Origin of the sequence: Carboxylicivirga sediminis (assembly GCF_018156225.1) — a bacterium.
Lineage (GTDB): Bacteria > Bacteroidota > Bacteroidia > Bacteroidales > Marinilabiliaceae > Carboxylicivirga > Carboxylicivirga sediminis.
This window is the reverse complement of record NZ_JAGTAR010000002.1, coordinates 75042-100339: the sequence shown is the minus strand read 5'-3', so window position 1 is coordinate 100339 and position 25298 is coordinate 75042. Positions and strand designations below refer to the sequence as shown.

Sequence of the window (25298 nt, the reverse complement as noted above, 5' to 3'; positions counted from 1 at the left end):
TAATAACTTTGTGCCTGGACCTTAAAGAATACTGTTGATTATGGAGAATAATATTGAAAAACCATCGTCGAACAAGGCAATATACATTATAGGGAGTATTGCCCTGGTTGTGATAGCTGTATTATTGTATTTGTTTATTTCAAATAAGCAGCAATATCAGGCGGTGGTTGAAGAAATGACAGAGGAAAAGCTGATATTGACAGAAGAATTTCAGGCCTTGGCTTTGGATTATGATTCGCTGCACAGTAATAATGATACACTGAATCTGCAGTTGGAGCAGGAAAGGGAAAAAATTACTCACCTGATAGAAGAGATTAAAACCATTAAGGCCACTAATGCCAGTAAAATAAGGGAGTACAAAAAGGAGCTTTCTACCTTGAGAGGGGTGATGCGTAACTTTGTGATTCAGATAGATTCACTAAACCGACGGAATGAAGAGCTGGTTCAGGAAAATATTGAGTACCGAAAGCAGCATGATAAAATAGCACAATCTTATAAGGAGCTGGAAAAGGTAAAAGAAAAGTTGGATAAGAAAGTGGAAATTGCCTCGCAACTGGAAACACGGAACATTGAACTGATGGGCTTAAATGCCAAGGGTAACGATACCAAAAAAATCAGAAATGTTGCCAAAATCCGCATGTGTTGTACTATTGAGAAAAACATTACAGCACCTGTTGGAATGAAGACCATTTATATAAGAATCATGCGACCCGATGAGGTGCTGCTGATTAGTTCGAAAGACAATGTGTTTGAATACGAAGGGGAAGACATTAACTTTTCAGCGAAACGTGAGTTTGAATATGGTGGCGAAGATGTTGATGTATGCGTCTTTTATTCAGTTGTAGATGGCGAATTGCTCAAAGGTGTTTATGTGGTTGATGTGTTTGTTGACGGATTTAATATTGGCACAAGTTCATTTGAGTTGAAGTAGTAATTTAATCAGATTTGATATATAACAAAACGGGAAGCATTAGCTTCCCGTTTCTCTTTCCTGGCAAGAGGCAATTGTTTTCCGCTTGCTCCCTTTGTTATTAAACTGGCTAAGCCAGTTGTTGCTTCTTGTAGAAGCCCCCATTTGATTCGGATGTGATATATTCTTTACTGGCAGTTGAAATTATCCGTGCTGAACTTTGAGGATAATTTAAAAAGCTCTCGTAAAATTTTACCTGTTCAAAGTAGTTGAGCTTAACTTTCGTAGGGCTCATTAAAAACCTGCGTGTCCAGAAATTAACCGGATCGTACATGTTAATCACCTGTAAGCCTTTAATCTTGAGAAAATAATCTAACAGTAAATCGTTGTTGTATTTGTCTTTGGTTATTTTTTGCAATGAGACAAGTGTCGCTTCCTTTTCTGAGGCACCCTTAGGAAACAGAATTTTTTCCAGTTCTTTGGAAGCATTTTTCTCAGCTAAAAGTGCTAAACCTTTTTTCCAGAACCATAGTCCGAATCCAAGAAGTGCGAATAATATTACGAGTAGCGTTGTCATTTTGTCTTTTTAATAATATTTAACCATTAAAGACCTGGGCTAATTATTTTTAGCATCTGTTTGCCGATGCTGATTAGTAATACTCGTATGGACAGGAAAAGTTACGTTTTTGTTGATGAGATATTAAAACTCTGTGATGAAAGACACAAAATGATGGTTGAAGTGTGTAAAAAAGGATTTAAAGCCACATTGGAAGCTTTAGTTCGGTTGAGCCGTTGAATGGTAGCGGTGCTTTTTGTTCGCGTAAAAGGCATTCTAATGCCACTTCCTCTAACTGTTGTTGGTTGATGTACCTAAAATCCCACAGTTCACTTGCTCTAATAGCCAGATATTCCTGTTCGTACTGGCCTGGTGTAGGAACTAATAAGGCTGTCTGTTGGCAATGAATTAGATCGATTAGTGTTGAATAGCCCGAACGGCAAATGATATACCTGCTGTTAATTATCAGGCTTTTTAGTAGCTTGGCGTTGCAATGAGGAAGTATTTTAACAGAGCCTTTTTTTCGGATGAATCCACCTGGTGTTCCACTCAAAAGGGTGGTTTGATAATGAGAATCCTTAAATCGACTTATTAACGTATGTTCCAGTATGCTTCGTTGAGGTTCAGGACCTGAAATAATGATTAATACCTCGCAGGTGTCATCGGTTGTACTATCGACCAGTGAAAGCCTTGAAGGCAATCCGATGTGGTGAGTGTTTAATTGACTAATGGTTCCTGATAAGGTGCCAGACAAATTATCTTGCGAAGCTATGTCGGGCACCCAGCATTCATCAAATTTTCTTAGCCAATGTCTACTTACCAGGTTCGACAGAGGTTTTACAAATGACAAATGCTTGCCGGCAGAGGGTGTTGTTTGATGAGTAATAATGACAGAATGCACTTCTTTTGACCATACACCATAACGATTATCAGATATAATTAAGTCAATGTTGTATTGCTTGATGATGCTTTGGGTGAGTTTGTGTTCTTGTTTAATTGAGCTAAAGAAAAAGGGTATTTGCTTCATTAAGCGTAGCCATTGATGCCTGCTGGCGGACAGCTGTACATTAAATCCGTTTAATTCAACCCAGTCGAGCTCGGGAAAGGTTTGACGCAATACATCCAGAGACGGCAATTGGCCAGCCAGTAACACATAATGACCTTTTTTGACCAGTGCATCAACAATGGGTATTAAACGCGTAGCATGACCTAAGCCCCAATTCAGTGGACTAACGAGTATGCGGCGATATGTGTTGGTGGCTGTCACTATACAAATATAGTAACTAACTCTCGCATGCAGTGCTTATCCCGAAACAGATACTTTATGTCCTTGCTCTTCCGCTCTTTGGGCAATTTGTTTTAACTTATCAATCGGTACTTTCTTTAATGAATTATAAGGTGTATCCCGTTCGATGGTGTAAATCATGACCTTTTCAGGTTTGATTTTGTCTAAAGCTTTTAGCCAGGCAGCAATATCGGCCTCTGTTGTGTTATCGATGGTTTCATTGTTTGTCTCACCTTCAACAAACATTGTTTGAATAATCACCTGACCGTTAAAGCGACAGAGTTGCTCAATGGTGGTATCAAGGTCAAACGGGTAGTTCGGTTGATCAAGTTTCAGAATGGTATCCTTTAATCCGGAATCAAGTTTCTGAATATTGTCGTCAACCTTAAGGAGTGCTTCTACTACTTCCGGCTTGTGAAGCCTCGATGCATTGGAAAGAACGGCTATTCTGGCTTCCGGACAATACTTGTTACGCAGTTCAATAGTGTCGTCAATCACTCCTTTAAAATCCGGATGAAGTGTTGGTTCGCCATTGCCGGCAAAGGTGATGACGTCTGGCTTTAAGTTGTTATTAAGCATGCTGGTGAGTTTCTTACCTAAGGCTTCTTTCACCACTTGTCTTTCAGGTATCTGTCCATTCTTATCGCCTAATTGTCCATTGAGCCCACACTCACAGTAAATGCAGTCAAACGAACAGATTTTTCGGTTAACAGGCATCAGGTTCATACCCAGTGATACGCCAAGACGACGACTGTTTACTGGTCCAAAAACAATTTCATCAAAAAGAAAAACAGACATGCTACAATTTTTTTGCAAATCTAGTTCTTTAATGCTAATGCGCATCTTTTTCACTTAATGATTTGGATCATGACAAGCCAATTTGTTAGCTGGATATCCAACGAAAATGGCATTTTTAACAACCAACTAAATTGTTATCTTTGATGACTTGAATTTTAGGCAGCTTAATGAAGTTTAACGAGGTAATAGGACACGAACGTATAAAGAAACATTTGATTAACATGGTGAGAGAAAATCGTGTTAGTCATGCTCAGTTATTTTGTGGTCCTGAGGGAGTGGGGAAAGTAAACCTGGCGCTGGCTTTCGCCCAGTTTCTTAATTGTCAGAACAGGCAGGACGAAGATTCGTGTGGAGAGTGTGCCTCATGTGTTAAATATGGCAAGCTGATTCATCCCGACCTGCACTTTGTATTTCCGGTCGTCAAAAGTCCGAAGTATAAAAATCCGGTGAGTGACTCTTATCTTGCGGAGTGGCGTCAGTTTGTTTTGTCCAATGCTTATTTTAATATTAACCAGTGGTTTAATCACCTGGATGCTGATAAACAAGGATTGATTTATAGCCAGGAAAGTCAGGAAATTATTAAAAAATTGAGCCTAAAAACCTTTGAGGCCAAATACAAAGTAATGATCATCTGGCTGCCTGAGAAAATGCATGTTGCAGCTGCCAATAAGTTACTGAAACTACTGGAAGAACCGCCTGAGGGCACTGTGTTTTTGTTGGTATCCGATAATCCTAATGAGATATTAGGAACCATTCAGAGCCGGGCTCAGCGCCTGAATATACCAGCCTTAAGTATTGGGGATATCTCAGGTGCATTGCAGAAAGAGTATAGCCTGAGTGCTGAAGAGTGTGAGCGCTTTGCTAAATTGTCGGTGGGGAATTATGTGGCAGCCAGGGAAATAATCAATCAAAGCGAGGAACGCACCTTCTTTTTTGATAAGTTTGTAAGTCTGATGCGTTTAGCCTATGGGCGTAAGCTATTTGAACTGATAGATTGGTGCGATGAAATGAATCGTCAATCCAAAGAGCGTCAGAAAAACTTCTTTGAGTTTGCTTTGCGATTAATTCGCGAAAATTTTATGATGAACATTCAGGAAAAGGATTTATTGTATCTTACACCTGAAGAGGAAAATTTCTCGGTACGTTTTTCACCGTTTATTAACGATGGAAATGTACTGCAACTGAGTGAGGAATTTAGTTTGGCACATTCTCATCTTGAACAAAATGGGAATGCACGTATTATATTAATGGATTTGTGCCTGAAGGTAATTATGCTGTTAAAGCAATAGGCATGGATTCACAAGGTCACTGAGCCTTTTATTTTTATTTTATGGAAGAAATTATTCAAGATACAGAGAAAAAGGGTTGTTCGGGTTGCGCCAGTCGGTGCGGAAAACTCAATGTTTATGATTGGCTGGACGATTTACCTGCCAGCATCAATACAACCGATATTGTAGAAGTTCAGTTTAAAAACACCCGCAAGGGCTATTTCAGAAACAGTAATGGTCTTCGGATTGAAAAAGGGGATGTTGTGGCTGTTGAAGCCTCGCCGGGTCACGATATCGGTACGGTTACACTGACTGGTGAATTGGTGCTGCTTCAGATGAAAAAGCATAATATTAATCTGGATACCTTCGAGTTTAAACGTGTGTACAGGAAAGCTAAGCCTGTTGATATAGAAAAATGGGAGGAAGCTAGGGGACTTGAGCATGAAACAATGCTGGAGTCGCGCCGAATTGCCGAGCGTCTTAATCTGGATATGAAGATTGGCGATGTGGAGTATCAGGGCGATAAAACCAAGGCTATCTTCTATTACATTGCCGATGAACGGGTGGATTTTCGTCAACTAATTAAAGTGTTGGCCGAAACCTTCAGGGTACGTATTGAAATGCGACAGATTGGTGCCCGCCAGGAAGCTGGTCGAATAGGAGGAATTGGGCCTTGTGGCCGTGAGCTTTGTTGTTCTACCTGGATGACCAACTTTGTGTCGGTGACCACCAATGCAGCCCGTTATCAGGAAATATCACTCAATCCGCAAAAGCTGGCAGGCCAGTGTGGTAAACTTAAGTGTTGCCTCAACTACGAGCTGGATGCCTATATTGATGCACAGCAGGATTTCCCTCGTACAAACATTGTGCTGGAAACTGTTGATGGTAACTACTACCATTTTAAAACCGATATTTTCTCGCGTACCATGTGGTATAGCACCGACAAAGATATTCCGGCTGGCATTGTTTCCGTTTCTGTTGATCGTGTGAAGGAGGTTATTCGTTTGAATCGTAGAGGTAAAAAGGTGGATCGCCTGGCAAATGAAGTACTCAAGCCAGTGGTGGCTGAGCCTACCTATGACAATGTGATTGGACAGGAGAGTTTGACCAGGTTTGATGAGCAGAAAAAGAAAAAGCGAAGACCAAGTCGAAGACGAAGCGGGGGAGCTCAAAAAACTGAAGGTAAGCAAAATGCCAAACCAGCTGAAAATAAACAAAGCAATCAGCAGCAATCTGCTGGTGGAAAGAAACCGTATAATAAATCCAAGCGTCGTTACCGGCCTAATAATCAACGTAAACAACAAGGGGGCGATGGACAAAATAAAGCGCAGTAGTCTCATAATTATATTGTTAGGACTCATTGTTGTGAGTTCCTGCGATAGGGGAGTTGTATTTGATCAGTATGTAACCATCCCCAAAGGTGGCTGGCATGTTGATTCGATGGCAGTGTTTAAAGTTGATATAGAAAGCACCGAGCAGCCATACAATGTAATATTAAATGTGCGCAACCGCTCCAATTATCCCAATAGTAACCTATGGCTTTTTGTAGAGGTGGTCAGTCCTTCGGGGCAAACAATGCAAGATAAAGTGGATTGTGTTTTGGCTGATGATGCCGGGCGATGGATAGGCTCAGGTTGGGGCGATTTGTATCATGCAAAGATACCGTATCAATTGGGTGTGAAATTTGCCGAAACAGGGGCATACTCCTTCAGAATAGTGCAGGGTATGCGCGATGAGGATTTGGAAGGAATTCATAATATTGGTCTGAGAGTTGAGCGGGCCAATGTTGCAAAAGAATAAATAGGGTGGGAAAGAATAAGTTGAAGAAGTTTGCCGAAATGGCAACTTATGATCATGTTTTTGAAGCCGATTACAGTGATCTGAAGGGAGAGTCATTCTATCAGAAAGGTAATTGGAATAAGAATTTTTTTAAAAATGATCATCCGATTGTTTTAGAGCTTGGTTGTGGTAAAGGTGAGTACACCGTAGGACTGGCCGAATTATTTCCAGACAAAAACTTTATTGGCATTGACATTAAAGGAGCACGTATGCATCGTGGGGCTACCGATGCTAAAAACAAAGGACTTAAGAATGTTGCTTTTGTGCGCACCCGCATCGAGTTTATCACTGCTTTTTTTGAAGCCAGTGAGGTAGATGAAATCTGGCTAACTTTTCCCGATCCGCAGATGAAGAAGGTGAATAAACGTCTGTCATCAACACGCTTTTTGCAATTGTATAAAAACTTTCTGAAGCCGGGAGGTTTGATTCATCTTAAAACCGATTCTAACTTCCTCTATACTTACACGGCCGAGATGGCAAAAGAGAACAGCTTTAAGGTTGAAGTCAACGAAAGTGATTTATATGGTTCGGGTTATGACAATGAAATTTTGTCGATTCAAACCCATTACGAATCCAAATGGTTGAAGCACGGCCTTAGTATTAAGTACCTGCAGTTTCACCTCGAAGACAGGGAGCAATGGATTGAACCCGATATTGAAATAGATTTTGATAACTACCATAGTGCCGGACGAGGCGTAGTGAAAGTGAAGGAGGCGCTTATTAAGCATGCCGACGCACGTCGAAAGGGTAAGTAATCTTGCAATATGGCCAATGACAACAAAGATTTCTTCGAGCGGGTGTATCAGGTAGCCGAATTAATTCCCCAAGGGCGGGTGACCTCTTATGGAGCCATTGCCACATACCTGGGAAGCAGTCGCAGTGCTCGTATGGTTGGCTGGGCTTTGAACAAATGCAGCAGCTGGCACCGGTTTATACCGGCTCATCGCGTGGTTAACCGAAAAGGTCTGTTAACCGGTAAGCATCATTTTCCAGGTGGAGAAACGATGAAAGAACTGTTGGAAAATGAAGGTGTTCAGGTAGAGGATAATCAGATTGTAAATTTTAATGAAGTGTTTTGGGACCCGTCAAACGAGTTGTTGTAAAGCATTTATAATACAATAAAGAAGAGAAAGTACGTTTCTCTTTTTTTTATACCTTTGAGTCTAATTTTAAAAAGGTTTAAATAAAGATAAGATGGAATACTATCCAAATCTCATATTGGATGCATTGAAGCATGTGGTGCATCCGGGCAAAGGAACGGATATTGTGTCGTTGGGTATGGTAGAAGATGATATACGCATTGAAGGGAAGCGTATCAGCTTTAGCCTTCTTTTCGACAGAGCTAACGATCCAATGGTTGGTTCACTTAAAAAAGCTTGTGTACAGGCTATCAAGACCTATGTGGATGAGGCCGCCGAGATTGAAGGGAATATCTATGTGAAAATAAAACCTAAACAAAAGCCGGTAGAGCAGAAATCATTGCCACATGTGAAGAATGTGGTGGCCGTTGCTTCAGGTAAAGGTGGTGTTGGTAAATCAACCGTTACTTCAAACCTGGCTGTGGCTTTGGCAAAAGCGGGCTATTCAGTTGGTTTATTAGATGCTGATATCTTCGGACCATCGGTGCCTATCATGTTTCAAACGGAAGATGCCCGTCCGGTGCTGGAGAAGATTGATGGCAAAGATAGAATCCTTCCGGTGGAGAAGTATGGTGTTAAAATGTTGAGTATAGGTTATTTCGTGAATCCTGATGATGCCTTGATATGGCGCGGTGCCATGGCAACCAATGCCATCCGTCAGCTGATTAATGATGGTAACTGGGGCGAACTGGATTACTTGTTAATTGACTTACCTCCTGGTACAAGTGATATACATCTGACTATAGTTCAAACTATCAGTATAACAGGTGCGGTGATTGTATCTACCCCTCAGAATGTGGCACTGGCCGATGCAGTGAAAGGGGTGAGTATGTTCCAGAGTAAAAATATACAGGTGCCTGTATTAGGACTGGTTGAAAATATGGCCTGGTTTACACCTGCCGAGTTGCCCGATAACAAGTATTATATCTTTGGTAAAGATGGTGGTAGTAGACTAGCTAACAAAATGGGTATCCCATTGCTGGGGCAAATTCCATTGGTGCAAAGCATACGCGAGGGTGGTGATGCTGGTGAACCAGCGGCATTGAACGAAAGCTCAATGACGGGACTGGCTTTTGCAGATCTGGCACAAAAAGTGGTTGAACGGGTGGAATTAAGAAATAAAACCATGCCCGAAACCAAGGTTGTTGAAATGAAGAAATAATTGGATAATCATGGGAGAGGATAAACTAGAATTGACACAGCAGGTAGAGGCTGCTCTTGAAGAGATCCGCCCTTACCTCAAAGGAGACGGCGGAGACATAAGCCTTGTGGAAATCACGGATGACTTTGTAGTAAAAGTGCGTTTGGAAGGTTCGTGTGATGGCTGTCCGCTTAGTATGCAGACCTTGAAAGGCGGCGTGGAGATGGTAGTTAAGAAATCAGTTCCACAAATAGTAGAAGTAATTGCCGTTGACAATTAGATAATGAAATAAAAGCACCTTCTAGGTGCTTTTATTTTTTTACTCATTTAGAAGTTCAGAAATTTTGATCGCAGTTTTCCAGTTTCGGGTTGTGGCCTCTACTTTTAAATGTCTTTCAATGGCTGTATTGGATAGTTTACTTTGGTGGTATTTACCATCGCATTTAATATAGATATATTGCCCATTGAGGTGGTATAAATCCGGGGTAAAATATTTAGATTTAAAAACTTCCACGTCATATTCAGTTGGCAGGTCTTTCAATAGGGAAACATGAAGTTTGTTAATGTCGTGTGTAGAGAAAGGGTTTTCACTGGTCATGCGCTTCCACTCAACACTGCTAAAAACTAATACAGGCACATTATAGCCGAAACGTTCAAGAATCGCTTTTGCAATGGAATTCTCTATAAAAGAAGTGTTTGTTACGTTGCAAGTGAATATCAGGTTGCCGCTTTGTATGTATGAAACTACATTGTCAAATCCGAATTCACGATAGAGTTGTTTGAGGTCGGTCATCAATAATTTCCGCTTACCCCCAATATTGATGCCCCGAAGAATGGAAATGTATCTGGGCATATGCTTATTCCTTTTTCTGCTTCTTAATTAAAGTTATTGTGTGGCTTAAAAGTTGACTGTTACCAATTTGCCCATGTCCCGGCACAATTAATTTAGCATCGGGATAGGCATATTGAATTTTCTCTATGGTGGTGCTCCATTCGTCAATATTAGCATCCGATAAATTACCAAGACCTTTCGACTGAGCCGATTTAATCAGACAACCGCCAAAAAGGATTTTTTGCTGAGGTAACCACACAGTGATGTTGTCAAATGAATGACCAGGCCCAAAGAACCTACATTCAATCAGTTCGTTATTAAACAGGCAGTCGTATTCCTTGTCAAATGCAATTTTAGGAATCGCTAATCCTTCCTCTTCGCATTTATCAATGGTCAACTGGCAGGCTAGTGACCTGGCACCGATAGAATGGAGATACTCCAGCCCGCCGATACAATCATCATGATAATGTCCGGCAATTAAAGCCCGAATTGTCACTTTGAAATGCTCAACCAGGTAATCGCAAAGTTGCTTGGTTTGCTCATTGCTCATCGGCGTATCAATCAAAACAGCTTCACTATTTCGTACAATGACTATTCCATTGCATGAGAAGCGACCATAAGTTTCTGAATTTACCCATGAAACATGCACAAAAACAGAATCCTGCAGATGGATGAGTTCCAAGTCCTCATTTATTTGCGTGGATGGGTACTGCGCTCTCAAAGGAAGAAAGAGCAATAACAATAGGGATGCACTAACAAAACGGCTCATCATGATTTGAGTTTTATCAAATGAGTAATAAAGTTATTAATTTTTAGAAGAGACGTAAAGCTTAGTTAAGATGACATCATAAAACTATCGCATTCTATCACTGAGCAAGAGCTTTATGAAAGCGCATCCAATTGTCAAGTTTCCTTTCTTAGTTTGAGCAGTTTAAAAAATCTGTATTAATTCACAAAGAACCACATTCATTTCACCAACTTGTATCAGTTTTTATTCAATGGTTTGTTGCCTGTTTGCGTTAACAAAAAGGATGTCGCCCATATCATCAAAACCTTCGAAAACTTCAGATCCGGAGTGCTTTGTTTGTTCTTCCCTAAAACCAATAATGGTCAGGCCTGCGTTTGATGATTTATCTTTAATCAGACTTTTTGATGATTTATCTTCCTCCTGAGCAATAATCTCAATATTGGAAAGTGTTATTGGCAAACGCCCGGTTTGAACCAGCTCCTGCAGTTGTTTGCGCGTTGTGGCTACATCTTCTTTGTCGCAGATGCTGAATATTTTTACGAAGCCCTTTTTCCAGTCAGGGTGCGATAATATGATAAAGCCAAGCAGTATCATCAGGTTGGCGTTCAATATGTCAATGGAACGTATCCAGATGTGAATGCCATTTTTAAAATGCGTATTTTTATTGGCATCAGAAAAGACACAAACATCGTAATTACCAGCCCTGGTCAGGCTAATATTATCCAAAATGGCCTCAATTGCCTCAGCTTCGTTTCGCCTGTACTCAAACACAATCATATTGTTCTCCATACCACTGATACTTGGGCTTTGAATAGCCTGTGCAATGGCAGTGGTATAGGATGGCGAAATCATACAATCAACATACAGGCTGCTTTCCTGATCGTGGTGTTCATCAATTAGTTTATCTACAATTTGTTTGGCCTCTGTAGTTGTATTCTTAGAGTAATACCCTTTCAGAAAGTGAAAGTAGGTACCAAAGCCATGTTTGTATGAAATCCATTTCATCAGATCAAACACCTTACTGTGCTTAAATGAGTTGGATGAGATACAAATGGCTGATGGTCGCCACTCTTCGTCATCAGTCTGATGGCTGCGGTGTTTTTGCATGTAGAGTTGAATGCGACGACTCAATTGAAACAGTGCTCCCAGGAAAATCTTTTGCAAGCCGCCTCTTTCCTTATGAATGTAATTCAAGTACAGGTATAAGAGAGTGATAACCACATAGGCAGCAATTGTATAAGCAGCATTGATTTTAAACATCACCCACATTGATAATAAAAAGCCAATGAGTGAAATGGCCCAATGCGATTTAAATTGCGGACGGTATGATGGTGATGCTCCAAAATGATTCAGGAAGGATATCAGGCATAAAGAGCCATATGTAATCATAAAAAACATGGAGATGATTTGCGCTACAAAATCTACTTCACCCATCAGTACAAATATCAGAGCGATGGCTATAGTAATGAGGGTTGCATTATAAGGCTCATTGGTTTCGCCTTTGCCTTTGGCCAGCCATCTGTTAAGTGCTACGCTCGGAAAGCTCTTATCCGCCGCCAGAGCTTGTATGGTTCGTGGGGCTACCAACACCGACCCAATGGCAGACGATATGGTGGAGGCGCCTAATCCGAGCGGGATAATAATAGCGCCCAAAACAGCCACATTAGCCATGGCCAGCTGTGAACTGCTCATTTCTTCAGGGGTTAAAGAAATAGAGAATTTATAGATGATAAAGATGTAGATAAGCATGCCACAAATGGTACCCCACATAGTACCACGCGGTATTGACTTGGTAGGATTTTTAAGGTCGCCACTAAGCCCTACACCAGCTGTCATGCCCGTAAATGCCGGAAAACAGATGGCAAACCACACAAAAAACTGGTTACGATTATTAAACACAAAGTTTTGGCTGTAATCACCGGCTTCAAAAAAATATGTGCGTCCAACAAAAAAGAGAGTTAGAGAAATAAATAGCACTGCCACTACAACATATAGTGTTTTAACACCCATGTCCGAGCCTTTTTGTAATACAATATAGGCTAAAATCAATATGGCTGGCACGCTGATGACCTGTCTTGGCAATGCAATGTCAAAAGATGATAGCATCCAGTTAAAGAAAGGCTCAAATGCTTCGGTAAAGGCAATGACATAAAAAGCTACACTAATGGCTTGAGAGAAATATAGTGCCATGCCAATAGTGGCACCAATATTTAAACCGAATGAGCGGGATATAATAAAGTATTCACCACCTCCTTCAACGCGTTTGTTAGTGGCTATTTCGGATATAGCCAAAGCTGTTGGGATGGTAATCATATGGCCCAGAATAATGATACCTAGTGCTCCATAGAAACCCAGGTTGCCAACAGCCATTCCAAATCTCAGGAACAGGATAGCACCTAAAATTGTTGAAATAGCAGTAAAAAATACTGGCGCTGTTCCAAAGCCTTTCTTATCAGTTAATGTGCTCATAAATATGTTCTCAATTTCCCAATGAATGTACAAAGTGTGTTGAGCAAATATATTAAATTATGCTCCTTGTTGTTTGAGCAAATATCTAATTAAAGTTAATACAATACAATAGTTGTTTTGCTCAACTGTCAAACGGTATTTGGTTTTTAGTGTCAGGTTTGTCGTCTGCTTGTGGTGGCAGTAAAGTGACAGATTATAAGCAATGAAGTTCTTGGTTTGTTGTTTCAGAGAAAAGAATGAAGTTACGAGTTGAAGTAATTGGATAATTGGTAAAACCTGGTGATGCTGGGTTTTATTCATTATTCATATTGTAGATAATGAAAATTGGTAGCTGAACATCTCGAAATTGATAGGAGCAGACCTTTAGAATTGATATTGTTCTTAACAGCATTAAAAAGGTATTGTTATATCAATCTGCTATTGACTGAAATTTTAGCTTTTTTTTAAAACTCTTAACAGATTGTTTAATGACACAAAACGTTACTAAACTTGTATTACTTTTATTGCTTATTCAGGCACTTCAATTATTTTTGCCTCACTAATTATTTGATGCGATGGATACTTTTTACATTGATTCTTTGGATACCATTAATGCTGTTGCTGCAGAGTTTTTATCAAACTATAAAAGCGAACGGGTGTTGGCGTTTTATGGTTCTATGGGGGTTGGTAAAACAACGTTTATTAAAGCGCTTTGTGAAGTGCTTAATGTGGAGGATACGGTTAATAGTCCAAGTTTTGCCATTGTAAATGAGTATCACACCCTTCAGGATGATGTTGTTTATCATTTCGATTTCTATCGACTCAAGGAGGAGGAGGAAGCCTACGACATGGGTTACGAGGATTACCTGTATTCAGGGCATTATAGTATGATTGAGTGGCCTGAAAAGATTGCATCTTTGCTGCCTGAAGGCCGCCTGGAAGTTACCCTTGAGGAAATGACAGACGGACGCAGAAAGATATCTGTTCAGAAGGTTTAGCTAATTCCTTTATTAGTCTTTTTTTGCTATCTTGATGCCTTGTATTAAAGGTAAACAGATAGAATATGATGGGCGATAAAACTTCCTATTTCCCAATGGGACAAAGCCACCTGCTTCCGCAGGAGGAAATGTTAGAGGTAGGCAGACAGAAGAAAAAACTATCAATAGGTATACCAAAAGAAAGTTCTCATTTTGAAAACCGAGTGGCTTTGACACCGCAGGGTGTGGAGCTATTGGTCGAAAATGGTCATAATGTATTGTTTGAATCTGGAGCGGGTGATAGAGCGCATTATTTTGATCATGATTTTGCCGAATGCGGTGCTCAGATTGTTAAGGAAAAATCGCAAGTACTAAAAGCTGATATCATCCTTAAAGTATCTGCTTTAACCGAAGATGAAATCAATCAGTTGGAACCTAATCAGCTGATTATTTCCCTTCTGAATTTGTATAATCAAACGCGCGAATCGTTGCAGAAAATGCTCGATAGGCGCTTGAATGCTATAGCTTTTGAACTACTAAAGGATGAAAACGGCTGCTATCCGGTTGTACGCAGTATGAGTGAGATAGAAGGAGCTACCTCGGTTATGATAGCCAGCGAGTACCTCAGTAAAGCTCATAATGGTAAAGGAGTTTTATTGGGAGGTGTAACAGGTATCTCTCCTGCTGATTTGGTGATACTTGGAGCAGGTACGGCTGGTGAGTTTGCTGCCAAAGCTGCTTTGGGACTGGGCGCTTCGGTAAAAGTGTTTGATAATTCTTATCACAAGCTACGAGAGCTGGAACGTAATGTTGGCCAACGAATATTCACTTCTGTATTGCATCCGCAGGCGCTGACAAAAGCATTGCAAAGTGCCGATGCAGTGCTGGGAAGCATACGTCATATGCATGCGGGACGCTCTTTTATGGTAACCGAAGATCAGGTGGCTCAGATGAAAAAGGGCTCCATAATCATTGATTTGAGTATGGATCAAGGTGGCTGTTTTGAATCCAGTAAATGTACCGATTTCGATCATCCGGTATTTACAAAGCATGGCGTTATTCATCATTGTGTGCCAAATGTTGCATCCCGCGTTTCACGAACATCATCCATTGCGTTAAGCAATATTTTTGCACCTATTATCCTGCGATTGGGAGAGGCGGGTGGTATGCATCATCTTATTAAAGAGGATATTGGATTAAGTAATGGCGTATACCTTTACAAAGGTATTCTGACCAATAGTTATATTGGCCGCAGGTTTAATATGCCTTATAAAGATATAGGCTTATTGATGGCGGCCTTCTGATGGCTACATAAGGCTTGTTTTAGGAATCTCGTTGCTTAGTTTATGGGTTTTTTGGAATGGGATAGTAAAACAAAACTTAGCACCTTCTTTATAGGTTTTGTCGAGCCAAATTTCACCCCCTAGTGTGTCGATGTATTTTTGTGAGATGGCCAAGCCTAAGCCGTTGCCGCCAAATTCGCGGTTGTTGGAGGTGGATACCTGTCTGAACATATCAAATATCACCTCTTCTTTTCCTTCAGGTATGCCAATACCGGTATCTTTCACAAAGAACCACAAACGGTCTTCTGCAATAGTATAGCCAAATTTAACCCAACCGTCTTTGGTGAATTTAACCGCATTATCAAGCAAGTGATTTAAAACCTTAAGCAGGCCTTGCTGATCGGTAATGATTTGGTCATTATTATCTTCCAGTCCCTTTTCCAGGTATAGTTGTAGAGGTTTATGCATTAATTTAACTTCACGCATATAATGCTTTAGCATATTCTCCAATAAACTATTTAGGTTGAAAAGCTTAGGGCCTTCTTGAATTAAACGGGTCTGTAGTTTAGAAATATCTATCAGGTTATCCATTACCTTGAGTAACTGTAGCCCGTTCAGGTTGATGATTCCGATATACTCATCCCTGTCTTCAGAACTTAAGGATTCGGTCTTTAGTAGTTCTGAAAACCCGAGAATAACATTCATGGGAGTTCTGATTTCATGGCTTAGGTTGGCTAAAAATGTTGATTTGAGTTGGTCGTTTTCTGCTGATTTTTTCTGCGCTTCATGCAGTTTCTTTAACGAAATGTCCAACTCAGTATTTTTTCGCTTGAGCTCCAGGTGGGTGATTTCAAGCTCTTTATTTCTAAGGTTGAGTTCCTCTTTGGCCTTTATGTGCTCAATTTCACTACTCATACGCGGAGTAAAGAGGTAAACGAGAGATTCGATAACTTCAGCCTGTGCAATTGGGTTGCGGTAAAGAGCAATAAAAATGCCATTGGGCTGGTAGCCCGAATTAAAAAGCGGAATACCTATATAGCCTTCTATTTTTTTATTTGCCAAAAAGCTGTCTTCAGGGAAACGCTCCCAGGCACCGGACGTAATGCGGCAGGTGTTTTTGCCAATTACGTTGTCGCAGGGTGTATTTTCAAGACTGTAATTGACCTGAGGCATAACTTTAGTGCCATCGGCAAAGGCAATGGATTCAACAGAATTTGTTTGAGCTGAATAACGGCCAATGATTACATAATCTGCTTCAATTAGCTGACAGAGCTGAATGGCTGTGGCTTCAAAATACTTCTGACCAATATAACGGTTAACGGGTGTAATAATGTCGTAAATGGTCGGTTCAATTTTTTTGAAACGATTTAATACAGATTTCTTATTTGCAAACAGTTTTGTCAAACTCATACTGGTTTCCGATTAAAGAACTTTTAAAATACTCAAAAAGGAATATGCACTAAACTTTTTTTGACAAATGGTCGACTTTTATAGTTTGAAGGTGATTTATTGCTTATTAAAATGTTAAGGGCTTACTTGTTTTTAACTTACCGCTTTAATACCCGGCAGCCATTCCGTCTTTCCGTTTTTCTGATGCGCCAATGTATACGCCTCTTTTACTGTCGTACCATATAGCTTGATATCCGCCGTAAGAGCCTGGTAGGAAACCTACTGAGTGACCCATCTTTGTGAGCTCTAAAATAGTTTTGTTGCTAAAACCGGTTTCGATATTTAGCTGACCTTTCCCTTTCGCTCTTTTACCTGTTGGTTGCGATGAGCCAGTATGACTGAATCGTGGTGCATCTCCAGCTTCCTGCAGATTCATGCCAAAATCAATAATATTCATTAAAACCTGCACATGCCCTTGCGGTTGAAAGTCACCACCCATTACACCAAAGCTCATAACTGGCTGTTGATTTTTTGTTACAAATGCAGGTATGATTGTGTGAAAAGGTCTTTTACCAGGGGCTAACGCATTGGCATCGTCTGGATCTAATGAAAATAGTTCGCCGCGGTTTTGCAGCATAAACCCACATTGAGGCGGTACCATACCCGAACCCATACCGCGGTAGTTGCTCTGTATAAGCGAAACCATATTGCCCCATCGGTCTGCAACGGTCAGGTATATCGTTTCGCCATGGCTGATTGTACCGGCAATATATTGTCCGGCTTTTTGCATATCAATTAAGTCTCTTCTTTGCTTAGCATATTCTTCTGAAATAAGCTTCTCAACAGGTACGTTCTGCATATCCATATCAGCATAATACTTTGCCCTGTCCTCAAAAGCCAGTTTCTTTGCCTCAGTCACAAGATGCAGATGGCGTGCTGTACCAAATTCTTCTTTCTCAAAAGAGTACCCTTTAATAATGTTTAGCATTTGGAGGGCTGTAATGCCTTGTCCGTTAGGTGGTAATTCCCATATGTCGTAACCGCGATAGTTAACAGAAACAGGTTCAACCCATTGTGAGCGATGGCTTGCCAGGTCTTCTATGCTCAGGAAGCCGCCTTGTTGCTTAATAAATTTGGTAATGGTTTCGGCCAATTTTCCCTTATAAAAATAGTTTCTGCCTTGTTTAGCCAATTGTCTATATGTTTCAGCCAGGTACGGATTTTTAAGTATGTCGCCTTTCACGGGGATATTCCCATTGGAGGTATAGGTTTCAATTACATTCGGATATTTTTGGTGAAGCTTAACCGAACGCTCCCAGTAATAAGCGATAAGTTCACTTAGGGGAAAGCCATTTTCGGCGTACGATATGGCTGGCGCTAATATTTCTTCCATTGTAAGTTGGCCAAAGCGCTGGTGTAATTCAAACCAGGCATCTACACAGCCTGGAACGCTCACCGATAATGGACCGTACGAAGGAATTTTATCAAGATTCTGACTGTTAAAATAGTTGATGCTTAGTGTTTGAGGAGATCGACCACTGCCATTAAGCCCATATAGTTGTTTTGTATTCGCATCCCAAATAAGGGCGAAAAGGTCACCGCCAATGCCACAGCCGGTTGGCTCCATTAAGCCCAAAGCTGCGTTGGCAGCAATGGCGGCATCTATAGCATTACCTCCTTGTTTTAGTATATCTATTGCAATTTGCGTGGACAGGGGGTGACTGGTGCAGGCTATGCCATTTTGGGCGATGACCTCACTGCGCGAAGCAAAGTTAAGGCCGGTAATTCTGTCCTGAGCGGAAGTTTGAAAAATGATAAGTGACAGAAGTAAAATGAGCAGTTGGATATCTTTCATATATAGCATGTTTAGGTATATGAAGATACAGAAATCAAAAAGACTGCAAAAGAAATCTCAGTTCAAATTTCTTTTGCAGCTTATGATATGCTTTCTAAATAATTATGCGATGGCAATTCGGCTGGCAGGGTGGCTAAGGTAATCGTAAAAGATACCAACTAAAAGCTGGTGATCCATCTCTGGTGAAATTGGAATAACCAAGTCGGCATAAGTATCTTTAAATACGACCTGAACCTCGTTTTTACGGGGGAACTCAATCCCTGCAACTTTCCTGTGCATACGTATTTCCCCAAGTCCTGTAATCAATTTAATAATCATACTCTTTCCTTTTTAGCTTATTTACAAAACCGTCCGGGTGTGTTGTTTTCAGGTATAAAAGTAGATGCCAGTCCCGTTTCAGCCAAAGGTTTTAAAGGGTATTCCATGAGTGTTTAAATTTCAATGTTGAATGGGTGGTTGGCGCTTATAAAAAAAAAAGCCTTCCATAAACGGACTGTTTTTTTTGACTAAAATTAATTTAAAAACAGGCTGTAAGGCTTAAGGGTAAGATAATCAATGTTTTAATATTGTTTTAATAGTGGCGGAAAATTGAGGTTGTTATGTAGTGCAGGATAAGACTTATTGCGGTATTTTTAATGTATTCTGATGACTTTTTTTACCTTTGCTTCAATTGAATTTTTAGCTTAATGGCAAGAGAAGATAAAGGAAAGAAATTAGTTGATAAACTCCGACATAAGTATCGTTTAGCGATTTTTAATGAGCAAACCTATGAGGAGGTTTTTGGAATGCGTTTATCCCGACTCAATGTGTTTACCATAGTTGGAGTAAGCCTTTCTGTATTGATAGTGTTGGTTATTTTTTTAATTGCATTTACAGGCCTACGCGAATATATACCAGGTTACCCGGATGGTCAGCAGCGAAGGTTAATTATACAAAACTCCGAACGAGTAGATAGCCTTATTATGGAGATTGAAAGGCGCGATAAGTTTTTCAAGGACATAAGGGCAATTGTGGCTGGTGATGTGCCACAGGGTGCCATGCCTGAAGATTTGGAGGATGCTGAGGGACCAGGTACAAACAGCAATGTTGTTTTCAAAAAGTCAGAGGAAGACTCAATATTCCGTGAGCAGGTTGAGCGTGAAGAAAAATTTAATCTGGCAGTTTTGGGCAATAAAGGCACGAAGTTTGAACTGGAGCACAGCTTCTTATTTACCCCGCTTAAAGGAGTAGTGGTGAATAAATTTGGAGAAACCCAAGGACACTATGGAGTTGATGTGGTGGCTAATCCCGGAAGTCGTGTTAGTGCCATTCTCGACGGAACAGTAGTTTTCACCGGATGGACAGTTGAGACTGGTTATGTCATTCAGATTCAGCACTCCAATAATTTAATATCTATATATAAGCACAACGAAAGTTTGCTCAAAACCATGGGGGATAAGGTGCAGGCAGGTGAAGCCATAGCCAATGTTGGTAATTCAGGCGAGCTAACCACTGGCCCGCATTTGCATTTTGAATTGTGGTACAATGGTGTGCCGCTTGATGCTGAGCAATACATGTCATTTGAATAGTGACTTACATATACACAACAGTAAAAATTAATGTCAAAAAGAATAGCGATACTGGGTTCTACCGGTTCAATAGGAACTCAGGCTTTAGAGGTTGTTGATGCCCATTCTGGGCAATTCGAAGTGGAGGTTTTAACTGCAAATAATAACGTTGATTTACTTATTGAGCAGGCCAAAAAGTATCATCCCAATACCATTGTAATTGGTAACGAAGAAAAATACCAGCAATTAAGTGATGCGCTCAAGGATACCGATGTTAAGGTGTATGCCGGCGATAATGCAATAGCGCAGGTAGTGCAAATCAGCACCATTGATGTTGTGTTAACGGCCATGGTGGGTTTTTCAGGCTTACTGCCAACTATTAATGCCATCAAGGCTGGTAAGCAGATTGCATTGGCCAATAAAGAAACCTTGGTGGTAGCAGGCGATATTATAACTAAACTGGCATTGGAGAATAAGGTAAGTATTTTGCCGGTTGATTCGGAGCATTCAGCTATTTTTCAGTGTCTGGCAGGTGAGTTTCATAATCCCATTGAGAAGATTATTCTTACAGCTTCGGGTGGTCCTTTCAGGGGAAAGAAACTTGATTTTTTGCGAAAAGTCACCAGGTGTCAGGCCTTGAATCATCCCAACTGGTCAATGGGCGATAAAATCACCATCGACAGTGCATCAATGATGAATAAGGGCCTGGAAGCCATTGAAGCCAGGTGGCTGTTTAATGTGAAGCCTGATGATATTGAAGTAGTGGTTCATCCGCAATCAATTGTGCACTCGCTGGTTCAGTTTGAAGATGGTTCCATTAAAGCACAGCTTGGGCTGCCAGATATGCGTCTGCCCATACAATATGCCATGACATTCCCCGAGCGTTATAAGTCCGATTTTCCGAGGTTTAATTTTATGGATTATCCAGAGCTAACCTTTGAAAAGGTGGATGTTAAAGTGTTTAAAAACCTCGATCTGGCTTATCAGGCGATGCATAAAGGTGGTAATATGCCTTGTATCCTTAATGCGGCCAACGAAGTGGCTGTTGATGGTTTTCTAAAGCAGAGAATTGGTTTTGTTGAAATGTCGGATGTGATTGAGAAAACAATGATGAAGGCATCGCTTGTTAATCAACCATCACTCGATGATTACATACAAAGTAATGCAGAAGCTCGCGCCATTGCTGAAGAAATAATCAATGGCAGATAATGAGCTGCTTCGACCTTTTTGTGTTTTGAGGTGTTTATTACAATACAACAGTTAAGCTGCTGTGAAATATCAGCAGGTTATTAATGTGAAAAGAATATATTTGTTGCTTAATTCAGAAAATCAGAATAATTGATGGAGATTTTTATAAAAACAGTGCAGCTATTACTCAGCTTATCAATACTGGTAATACTGCATGAATTCGGACATTTCTTTTTTGCCCGTTTATTTAAAACCAGAGTAGAGAAGTTTTATTTATTCTTTAATCCCTGGTTTACGCTTTTCAAATATAAAAAAGGCGAAACTGAGTATGGAATTGGTTGGCTGCCATTAGGTGGCTATGTTAAAATATCAGGGATGATAGACGAGTCGATGGATAAAGAAGCCATGGCTCAGCCGCCTCAGCCATGGGAGTTCCGCTCAAAGCCGGCCTGGCAGCGACTGATGATTATGGTTGGTGGTGTTTTGGTGAACTTTATCACCGCCTTTTTTATCTACTGGATGGTGCTATATACCTGGGGAGAGGAATATATACCGGTTCAGTCGGCTAAACATGGTTTGTATTATCACGAAGTGGCCAAAGAAATAGGCTTGCAGGATGGTGATGTGGTGCTAAAGGTTGATGAGCATGAAGTTGAGGAAAGTAGCGATATTGCCCGTTTTATTTTACTTGAAAATGCTCGTCAGCTGACTGTTAAGCGTGGTGTACAAACACTGATGCTGGCCATTCCTGAAGGCTATGATCAGCGCATGATATCTGAAGAAGTAAGAACATTTGCGCAAGTGCGTTTTCCTGTTGTTGTTGAAGATTTAATGAAAGGCTCCAGTGCTGATGAAGCTGGTTTACTTGCTGGTGATAGCATCGTAAGTATAAATGGGGCGTCAACAGCTTATTACAATGAATTTACCAAGGCATTAACTGATAATGTAGAGGAAGAAATTGAACTGGGTTTTGTTCGTCAGGATTCATTAATGTCGCTTAATCTGGTTGTTCCTAAATCAGGGAAAATAGGATTCTACCTTGTGACAGCTGATAACTATGTTGATATTCAAAGTCATGAGTATGGATTCTGGGAGGCTTGTCCAAAAGGTATTACCAAAGGTGTTGACATCTTAGTGGGCTATGTGAAACAACTACGACTTATTTTCACAAAAGAAGGTGCTAAGCAGGTTGGTGGTTTCGGTGCCATGGGTAAATTGTTTCCTTCAACCTGGAACTGGTATGTTTTCTGGTCAAACACAGCGTTAATTTCTATGATTCTTGCTTTTATGAACATCTTGCCAATTCCGGCACTGGATGGTGGTCATGTATTGTTTTTAATGTACGAGATTGTAACAGGCCGTAAGCCAGGTGATAAGTTTATGGAGTACGCACAAATAACCGGCATGATTCTTTTGTTAGGACTACTGTTATTTGCCAATGGAAATGATATCTTTAAAGCTTTCTTTAAATAAGCGAGTTTATTAAATTTGTATAATAAAACTATTAAGAGATGAACAGTTACGTAATATTATGGGCATTGCCCGGCGGACCAGAGTGGATTCTTATCATACTTGCCTTGTTATTGTTGTTTGGTGGACGTAAAATTCCTGAGTTAATGAAAGGACTCGGACAGGGTATGAAAGAGTTTAAGAAGGCGCGTAACGACGATGATAACAAGTCAGATGGTGACAAAAAGAATGAGGCCATCGACGATTCATCAAAGTAAGCATTAGATCTTATCAATTGTATATTGCGAAGGCCGAACCTCATTGAGGGTTGGCCTTTGGTGTATTTCCGACACCCATAAATTAAATTCTGAATGCTACGATTGCTGCTAATTTTATCCATCATTTTACCTGGGGTAAATGTATTTGCCCGATATGTTGGTACACATGATTATCCGCACTATCCTGCCTGGATGTATGAAAACCGCTTAAAGGAGTTGGATAAATCAACCGTTGTAAAATTGGATTATAACACCAAAGTTCAAGCCTATATTGATGTATATACGGTTAAAAGACGAGAGCATCTCTCCAATATCATTGGGCGTTCTGAATATTATTTTCCCCTATTCGAAGAGTATCTGGCCAAATACAATTTGCCGCTCGAATTGAAGTACCTGGCAATAGTCGAATCAGCTTTAGAGCCGACAGCTAAATCCAGTTCCGGGGCTATGGGGCTGTGGCAGTTTCTGTATCATGCCTCACGCATGTTCGACCTTAAGGTTGATAATTATGTAGATGAGCGCTGTGATCCGGTAAAAAGTACAGAGGCCGCTTGCCGATACCTGAAGTACTTATATCACAATCTGAACGACTGGCAATTGGCACTGGCTGCTTATAATGGTGGGATTGGGGTAGTGCAAAAAGCCATTGAACGTTCAGGAGGTAAAACCAATTTTTGGGAACTGCAACCATACTTACCAAAGGCAGTGCAGAGTTATGTGCCGGCATTTATTGCGGTTAATTATGTAATGAACAATTATCAGCGACATGATGTGGTGGCAACGCCTGCTCCTTTAAAGTTTGATGAAGTGGATACGGTCTATATTCATAAGTCGCTCACGTTTGAGCAAATTAAGGAGGCCTCTCAAACTTCTATGGAAATCATCGAGTGGTTAAATCCTTCATATACGCAAAAGTACATTCCTGTAAATAATAGTGCAGTGCCGGTTTTTCTGCCTAAAAGCGGAGTGCTTAAGTTTGTACGGGCTGAGAAGGCACTAAGAAATGCGGAGGCACCTGTTTCAGAAGCCTTACCTGTTGGTGACAAAACAGGCAGACGATTGGCGGTTCACGTTGTTAGTAAAGGGGAGTTCTTTCATAAAATTGCCATCGACAATGAATGTCGTATCAGCGATATAATCTATTGGAATAACTTACCCAATCGAAAGCTGTATGTCAATCAGCGTCTGTGGGTGTGGCGGCCAGTTAAGCAGGAAGAATATTTCTTTGTGGCAGATGAAAAGTTAAGCGCTAAACCTCTACTTAGGGTAGATAATGGTTATGTGGTTGATAATGCTTCATTAAGTAGTCGAATAAATGGAAGTGGTACTTAATCCTCTGATGATAAGTAATAAAAACCTTAATCAAATAAAATTTCATAGTATGAGACACTTTAAATATTTACTGATAGCCATTGTTGTGTTAATGGTTGGTTGTAAGGATAAGCAAACAGGCTATAAACCTAATGTTGGAGGTAAGGCCGGTGAAATGCTTGTTGTTATGGACGATAAGATTAGAACGTCACCTGGTGGAGAAGAACTTCAGGCTTTGCTAACTGAAACCTACCTCGGTCTGCCGCAGGAGGAACCTCATTTCAAAATGAGTGTGGCGCCGCACCGTTCATTTGCCAATTTTTTACGAACGATTCGAAATATCGTGATGGTAACCGTTAAACCTGACGTTAAAGAAGAGGCCGTGAAATTTTACCATGATAGATGGGCCAGACCTCAGGCAGTTGTAAGTATTACGGCCAAAGATACGGCCAGCTTGAAGCAACTGGTGGAAGCTAATCAATTAAAGATACTTAGTTTCTTTAATAAGGCCGAGCGTGAGCGTTTTATCGGAGAATATAAGAAATTTGCAAGTGATGAATTGATGAAACTGGCGGATTCAACGTTTCACGTGCACATGTCTATTCCCAATAGTTTAAGCAATAAAAGGTCAACCAAGTCTTTTATTTGGATGAATGAAGCGGCTGATTGGGGTTTTCAAGGCATGTTCTTATATGAGGTTCCATATGTGGGTGAAGGCACTTTCTCCAAAGAGTATCTGCTTAATAAACGCGATTCAATTTTGCACAAAAATGTTCCCGGGCCATCTAAAGGTTCATTTATGACAACTGAACATTTATACCCGGTTATATACAAGAAAACTGAAATTAATGGCAATGAGGTGGTTGAGATGCGCGGTTTATGGAAGGTGCAGAACGATATGATGGGCGGGCCGTTTGTTTTGCAAGCGCATTACGACAAGAAAAGTAACCGCGTGGTAATAACTGATGGTTTTGTTTACTCTCCAGAGAAGCCTGATAAGCGAGATAAAATTCGTCAAATGGAGGCCCTGATGTATACGCTTACTTTTAAATAAACT

At 40.5% G+C, this 25298-nt stretch carries 25 protein-coding genes; 16 read left to right on the top strand and 9 right to left on the bottom strand.

Features of this window, described 5'->3' with window-relative positions:
* Positions 1–40: 40 nt before the first annotated feature.
* The gene (locus tag KDU71_RS02205; protein WP_212188262.1) at positions 41–931 is read left to right on the top strand and encodes a hypothetical protein; all 891 of its coding nucleotides are present in this window, start codon (positions 41–43) and stop codon (positions 929–931) included.
* Between the two features lie 109 nt (positions 932–1040).
* Here KDU71_RS02205 and KDU71_RS02200 read toward each other — a convergent pair whose 3' ends face one another.
* The 3 genes from KDU71_RS02200 to KDU71_RS02190 form a co-directional block, all read right to left on the bottom strand.
* Positions 1041–1487, bottom strand: coding sequence for a hypothetical protein (locus KDU71_RS02200; RefSeq protein WP_212188261.1), 447 nt, complete (start codon positions 1485–1487; stop codon positions 1041–1043).
* Between the two features lie 178 nt (positions 1488–1665).
* Positions 1666–2733, bottom strand: a complete 1068-nt coding sequence (locus KDU71_RS02195; protein ID WP_212188260.1) for a hypothetical protein — start codon at positions 2731–2733, stop codon at positions 1666–1668.
* A 36-nt stretch (positions 2734–2769) separates the two neighbouring features.
* Complete coding sequence (locus KDU71_RS02190; protein ID WP_212188259.1) at positions 2770–3549, bottom strand: radical SAM protein; 780 nt, start codon at positions 3547–3549, stop codon at positions 2770–2772.
* Between the two features lie 167 nt (positions 3550–3716).
* On the opposite strand from KDU71_RS02190, the gene holB reads away from it, so the two are divergent.
* The 7 genes from holB to KDU71_RS02155 all read left to right on the top strand — a co-directional run bounded on the left by holB (position 3717) and on the right by KDU71_RS02155 (position 9216).
* The gene (gene holB, locus KDU71_RS02185; protein ID WP_212188258.1) at positions 3717–4838 is read left to right on the top strand and encodes a DNA polymerase III subunit delta'; all 1122 of its coding nucleotides are present in this window, start codon (positions 3717–3719) and stop codon (positions 4836–4838) included.
* A 41-nt stretch (positions 4839–4879) separates the two neighbouring features.
* Entirely contained in the window at positions 4880–6151 is a 1272-nt protein-coding gene (locus KDU71_RS02180; RefSeq protein WP_212188257.1) for a PSP1 domain-containing protein, read from the top strand.
* Positions 6129–6617, top strand: coding sequence for a gliding motility lipoprotein GldH (locus tag KDU71_RS02175; RefSeq protein ID WP_212188256.1), 489 nt, complete (start codon positions 6129–6131; stop codon positions 6615–6617). Before KDU71_RS02180 ends, KDU71_RS02175 begins: the two co-directional genes overlap by 23 nt.
* 5 nt (positions 6618–6622) lie before the next feature.
* Positions 6623–7411, top strand: coding sequence for a tRNA (guanosine(46)-N7)-methyltransferase TrmB (trmB, locus tag KDU71_RS02170; protein WP_212188255.1), 789 nt, complete (start codon positions 6623–6625; stop codon positions 7409–7411).
* Between the two features lie 9 nt (positions 7412–7420).
* Positions 7421–7759 carry an MGMT family protein gene (locus tag KDU71_RS02165; RefSeq protein WP_212188254.1) on the top strand — a complete coding sequence of 113 codons (339 nt, stop codon included), beginning with the start codon at positions 7421–7423 and terminating at the stop codon, positions 7757–7759.
* A gap of 91 nt (positions 7760–7850) precedes the next feature.
* Positions 7851–8957 (top strand): Mrp/NBP35 family ATP-binding protein, encoded by a 1107-nt coding sequence (locus KDU71_RS02160; RefSeq protein WP_212188253.1) that lies wholly within the window; start codon positions 7851–7853, stop codon positions 8955–8957.
* A gap of 10 nt (positions 8958–8967) precedes the next feature.
* Positions 8968–9216, top strand: a complete 249-nt coding sequence (locus KDU71_RS02155) for a NifU family protein (protein ID WP_212188252.1) — start codon at positions 8968–8970, stop codon at positions 9214–9216.
* A 39-nt stretch (positions 9217–9255) separates the two neighbouring features.
* Here KDU71_RS02155 and KDU71_RS02150 read toward each other — a convergent pair whose 3' ends face one another.
* From KDU71_RS02150 to KDU71_RS02140, 3 genes are all read right to left on the bottom strand, one after another.
* The gene (locus KDU71_RS02150; RefSeq protein WP_212188251.1) at positions 9256–9789 is read right to left on the bottom strand and encodes a DUF1697 domain-containing protein; all 534 of its coding nucleotides are present in this window, start codon (positions 9787–9789) and stop codon (positions 9256–9258) included.
* Between the two features lie 4 nt (positions 9790–9793).
* A complete protein-coding gene (gene bla, locus KDU71_RS02145; RefSeq protein WP_212188250.1) occupies positions 9794–10540 on the bottom strand; it encodes a subclass B1 metallo-beta-lactamase in 747 nt (248 codons plus the stop codon).
* 219 nt (positions 10541–10759) lie between these two features.
* Complete coding sequence (locus tag KDU71_RS02140) at positions 10760–12985, bottom strand: amino acid permease (protein WP_212188249.1); 2226 nt, start codon at positions 12983–12985, stop codon at positions 10760–10762.
* Positions 12986–13539: 554 nt separating this feature from the next.
* On the opposite strand from KDU71_RS02140, the gene tsaE reads away from it, so the two are divergent.
* Both tsaE and KDU71_RS02130 read left to right on the top strand, forming a co-directional pair.
* Positions 13540–13962, top strand: coding sequence for a tRNA (adenosine(37)-N6)-threonylcarbamoyltransferase complex ATPase subunit type 1 TsaE (gene tsaE, locus KDU71_RS02135; protein ID WP_212188248.1), 423 nt, complete (start codon positions 13540–13542; stop codon positions 13960–13962).
* 65 nt (positions 13963–14027) lie between these two features.
* Positions 14028–15245 (top strand): alanine dehydrogenase, encoded by a 1218-nt coding sequence (locus KDU71_RS02130; RefSeq protein ID WP_244828075.1) that lies wholly within the window; start codon positions 14028–14030, stop codon positions 15243–15245.
* Between the two features lie 3 nt (positions 15246–15248).
* Here KDU71_RS02130 and KDU71_RS02125 read toward each other — a convergent pair whose 3' ends face one another.
* The 3 genes from KDU71_RS02125 to KDU71_RS02115 form a co-directional block, all read right to left on the bottom strand.
* On the bottom strand, positions 15249–16634 hold the full coding sequence (locus KDU71_RS02125) for a GAF domain-containing sensor histidine kinase (RefSeq protein WP_212188247.1): 1386 nt from the start codon (positions 16632–16634) through the stop codon (positions 15249–15251).
* Between the two features lie 145 nt (positions 16635–16779).
* Entirely contained in the window at positions 16780–18468 is a 1689-nt protein-coding gene (gene ggt, locus KDU71_RS02120; RefSeq protein ID WP_212188246.1) for a gamma-glutamyltransferase, read from the bottom strand.
* Between the two features lie 102 nt (positions 18469–18570).
* Positions 18571–18747, bottom strand: coding sequence for a hypothetical protein (locus tag KDU71_RS02115; RefSeq protein ID WP_212188245.1), 177 nt, complete (start codon positions 18745–18747; stop codon positions 18571–18573).
* A gap of 407 nt (positions 18748–19154) precedes the next feature.
* Here KDU71_RS02115 and KDU71_RS02110 point away from each other — a divergent pair, with 407 nt between their 5' ends.
* The 6 genes from KDU71_RS02110 to KDU71_RS02085 all read left to right on the top strand — a co-directional run bounded on the left by KDU71_RS02110 (position 19155) and on the right by KDU71_RS02085 (position 25295).
* The gene (locus KDU71_RS02110) at positions 19155–20036 is read left to right on the top strand and encodes a M23 family metallopeptidase (RefSeq protein WP_212188244.1); all 882 of its coding nucleotides are present in this window, start codon (positions 19155–19157) and stop codon (positions 20034–20036) included.
* Between the two features lie 30 nt (positions 20037–20066).
* Positions 20067–21224, top strand: a complete 1158-nt coding sequence (locus KDU71_RS02105; protein ID WP_212188243.1) for a 1-deoxy-D-xylulose-5-phosphate reductoisomerase — start codon at positions 20067–20069, stop codon at positions 21222–21224.
* Between the two features lie 132 nt (positions 21225–21356).
* Positions 21357–22676, top strand: a complete 1320-nt coding sequence (gene rseP, locus KDU71_RS02100; RefSeq protein ID WP_212188242.1) for an RIP metalloprotease RseP — start codon at positions 21357–21359, stop codon at positions 22674–22676.
* Positions 22677–22714: 38 nt separating this feature from the next.
* The gene (locus tag KDU71_RS02095) at positions 22715–22930 is read left to right on the top strand and encodes a Sec-independent protein translocase subunit TatA/TatB (protein ID WP_212188241.1); all 216 of its coding nucleotides are present in this window, start codon (positions 22715–22717) and stop codon (positions 22928–22930) included.
* Positions 22931–23023: 93 nt separating this feature from the next.
* Positions 23024–24262 carry a lytic transglycosylase domain-containing protein gene (locus tag KDU71_RS02090; RefSeq protein ID WP_212188240.1) on the top strand — a complete coding sequence of 413 codons (1239 nt, stop codon included), beginning with the start codon at positions 23024–23026 and terminating at the stop codon, positions 24260–24262.
* 49 nt (positions 24263–24311) lie between these two features.
* Positions 24312–25295, top strand: a complete 984-nt coding sequence (locus KDU71_RS02085; RefSeq protein WP_212188239.1) for a DUF4837 family protein — start codon at positions 24312–24314, stop codon at positions 25293–25295.
* The last annotated feature ends 3 nt before the right edge of the window (positions 25296–25298 follow it).

Excerpts from the sequence above, each read along its gene's own strand:
- KDU71_RS02205 (WP_212188262.1), top strand. The coding sequence starts at position 41 with ATGGAGAATAATATTGAAAAACCATCGTCGAACAAGGCAATATACATT.
- KDU71_RS02200 (WP_212188261.1), bottom strand. The coding sequence starts at position 1,487 with ATGACAACGCTACTCGTAATATTATTCGCACTTCTTGGATTCGGACTA.
- KDU71_RS02190 (WP_212188259.1), bottom strand. The coding sequence starts at position 3,549 with ATGTCTGTTTTTCTTTTTGATGAAATTGTTTTTGGACCAGTAAACAGT.
- holB (WP_212188258.1), top strand. The coding sequence starts at position 3,717 with ATGAAGTTTAACGAGGTAATAGGACACGAACGTATAAAGAAACATTTG.
- KDU71_RS02180 (WP_212188257.1), top strand. The coding sequence starts at position 4,880 with ATGGAAGAAATTATTCAAGATACAGAGAAAAAGGGTTGTTCGGGTTGC.
- KDU71_RS02175 (WP_212188256.1), top strand. The coding sequence starts at position 6,129 with ATGGACAAAATAAAGCGCAGTAGTCTCATAATTATATTGTTAGGACTC.
- KDU71_RS02165 (WP_212188254.1), top strand. The coding sequence starts at position 7,421 with ATGGCCAATGACAACAAAGATTTCTTCGAGCGGGTGTATCAGGTAGCC.
- KDU71_RS02160 (WP_212188253.1), top strand. The coding sequence starts at position 7,851 with ATGGAATACTATCCAAATCTCATATTGGATGCATTGAAGCATGTGGTG.
- KDU71_RS02155 (WP_212188252.1), top strand. The coding sequence starts at position 8,968 with ATGGGAGAGGATAAACTAGAATTGACACAGCAGGTAGAGGCTGCTCTT.
- KDU71_RS02150 (WP_212188251.1), bottom strand. The coding sequence starts at position 9,789 with ATGCCCAGATACATTTCCATTCTTCGGGGCATCAATATTGGGGGTAAG.
- bla (WP_212188250.1), bottom strand. The coding sequence starts at position 10,540 with ATGATGAGCCGTTTTGTTAGTGCATCCCTATTGTTATTGCTCTTTCTT.
- KDU71_RS02140 (WP_212188249.1), bottom strand. The coding sequence starts at position 12,985 with ATGAGCACATTAACTGATAAGAAAGGCTTTGGAACAGCGCCAGTATTT.
- tsaE (WP_212188248.1), top strand. The coding sequence starts at position 13,540 with ATGGATACTTTTTACATTGATTCTTTGGATACCATTAATGCTGTTGCT.
- KDU71_RS02130 (WP_244828075.1), top strand. The coding sequence starts at position 14,028 with ATGATGGGCGATAAAACTTCCTATTTCCCAATGGGACAAAGCCACCTG.
- KDU71_RS02125 (WP_212188247.1), bottom strand. The coding sequence starts at position 16,634 with ATGAGTTTGACAAAACTGTTTGCAAATAAGAAATCTGTATTAAATCGT.
- ggt (WP_212188246.1), bottom strand. The coding sequence starts at position 18,468 with ATGAAAGATATCCAACTGCTCATTTTACTTCTGTCACTTATCATTTTT.
- KDU71_RS02115 (WP_212188245.1), bottom strand. The coding sequence starts at position 18,747 with ATGCACAGGAAAGTTGCAGGGATTGAGTTCCCCCGTAAAAACGAGGTT.
- KDU71_RS02110 (WP_212188244.1), top strand. The coding sequence starts at position 19,155 with ATGGCAAGAGAAGATAAAGGAAAGAAATTAGTTGATAAACTCCGACAT.
- KDU71_RS02105 (WP_212188243.1), top strand. The coding sequence starts at position 20,067 with ATGTCAAAAAGAATAGCGATACTGGGTTCTACCGGTTCAATAGGAACT.
- rseP (WP_212188242.1), top strand. The coding sequence starts at position 21,357 with ATGGAGATTTTTATAAAAACAGTGCAGCTATTACTCAGCTTATCAATA.
- KDU71_RS02095 (WP_212188241.1), top strand. The coding sequence starts at position 22,715 with ATGAACAGTTACGTAATATTATGGGCATTGCCCGGCGGACCAGAGTGG.
- KDU71_RS02090 (WP_212188240.1), top strand. The coding sequence starts at position 23,024 with ATGCTACGATTGCTGCTAATTTTATCCATCATTTTACCTGGGGTAAAT.
- KDU71_RS02085 (WP_212188239.1), top strand. The coding sequence starts at position 24,312 with ATGAGACACTTTAAATATTTACTGATAGCCATTGTTGTGTTAATGGTT.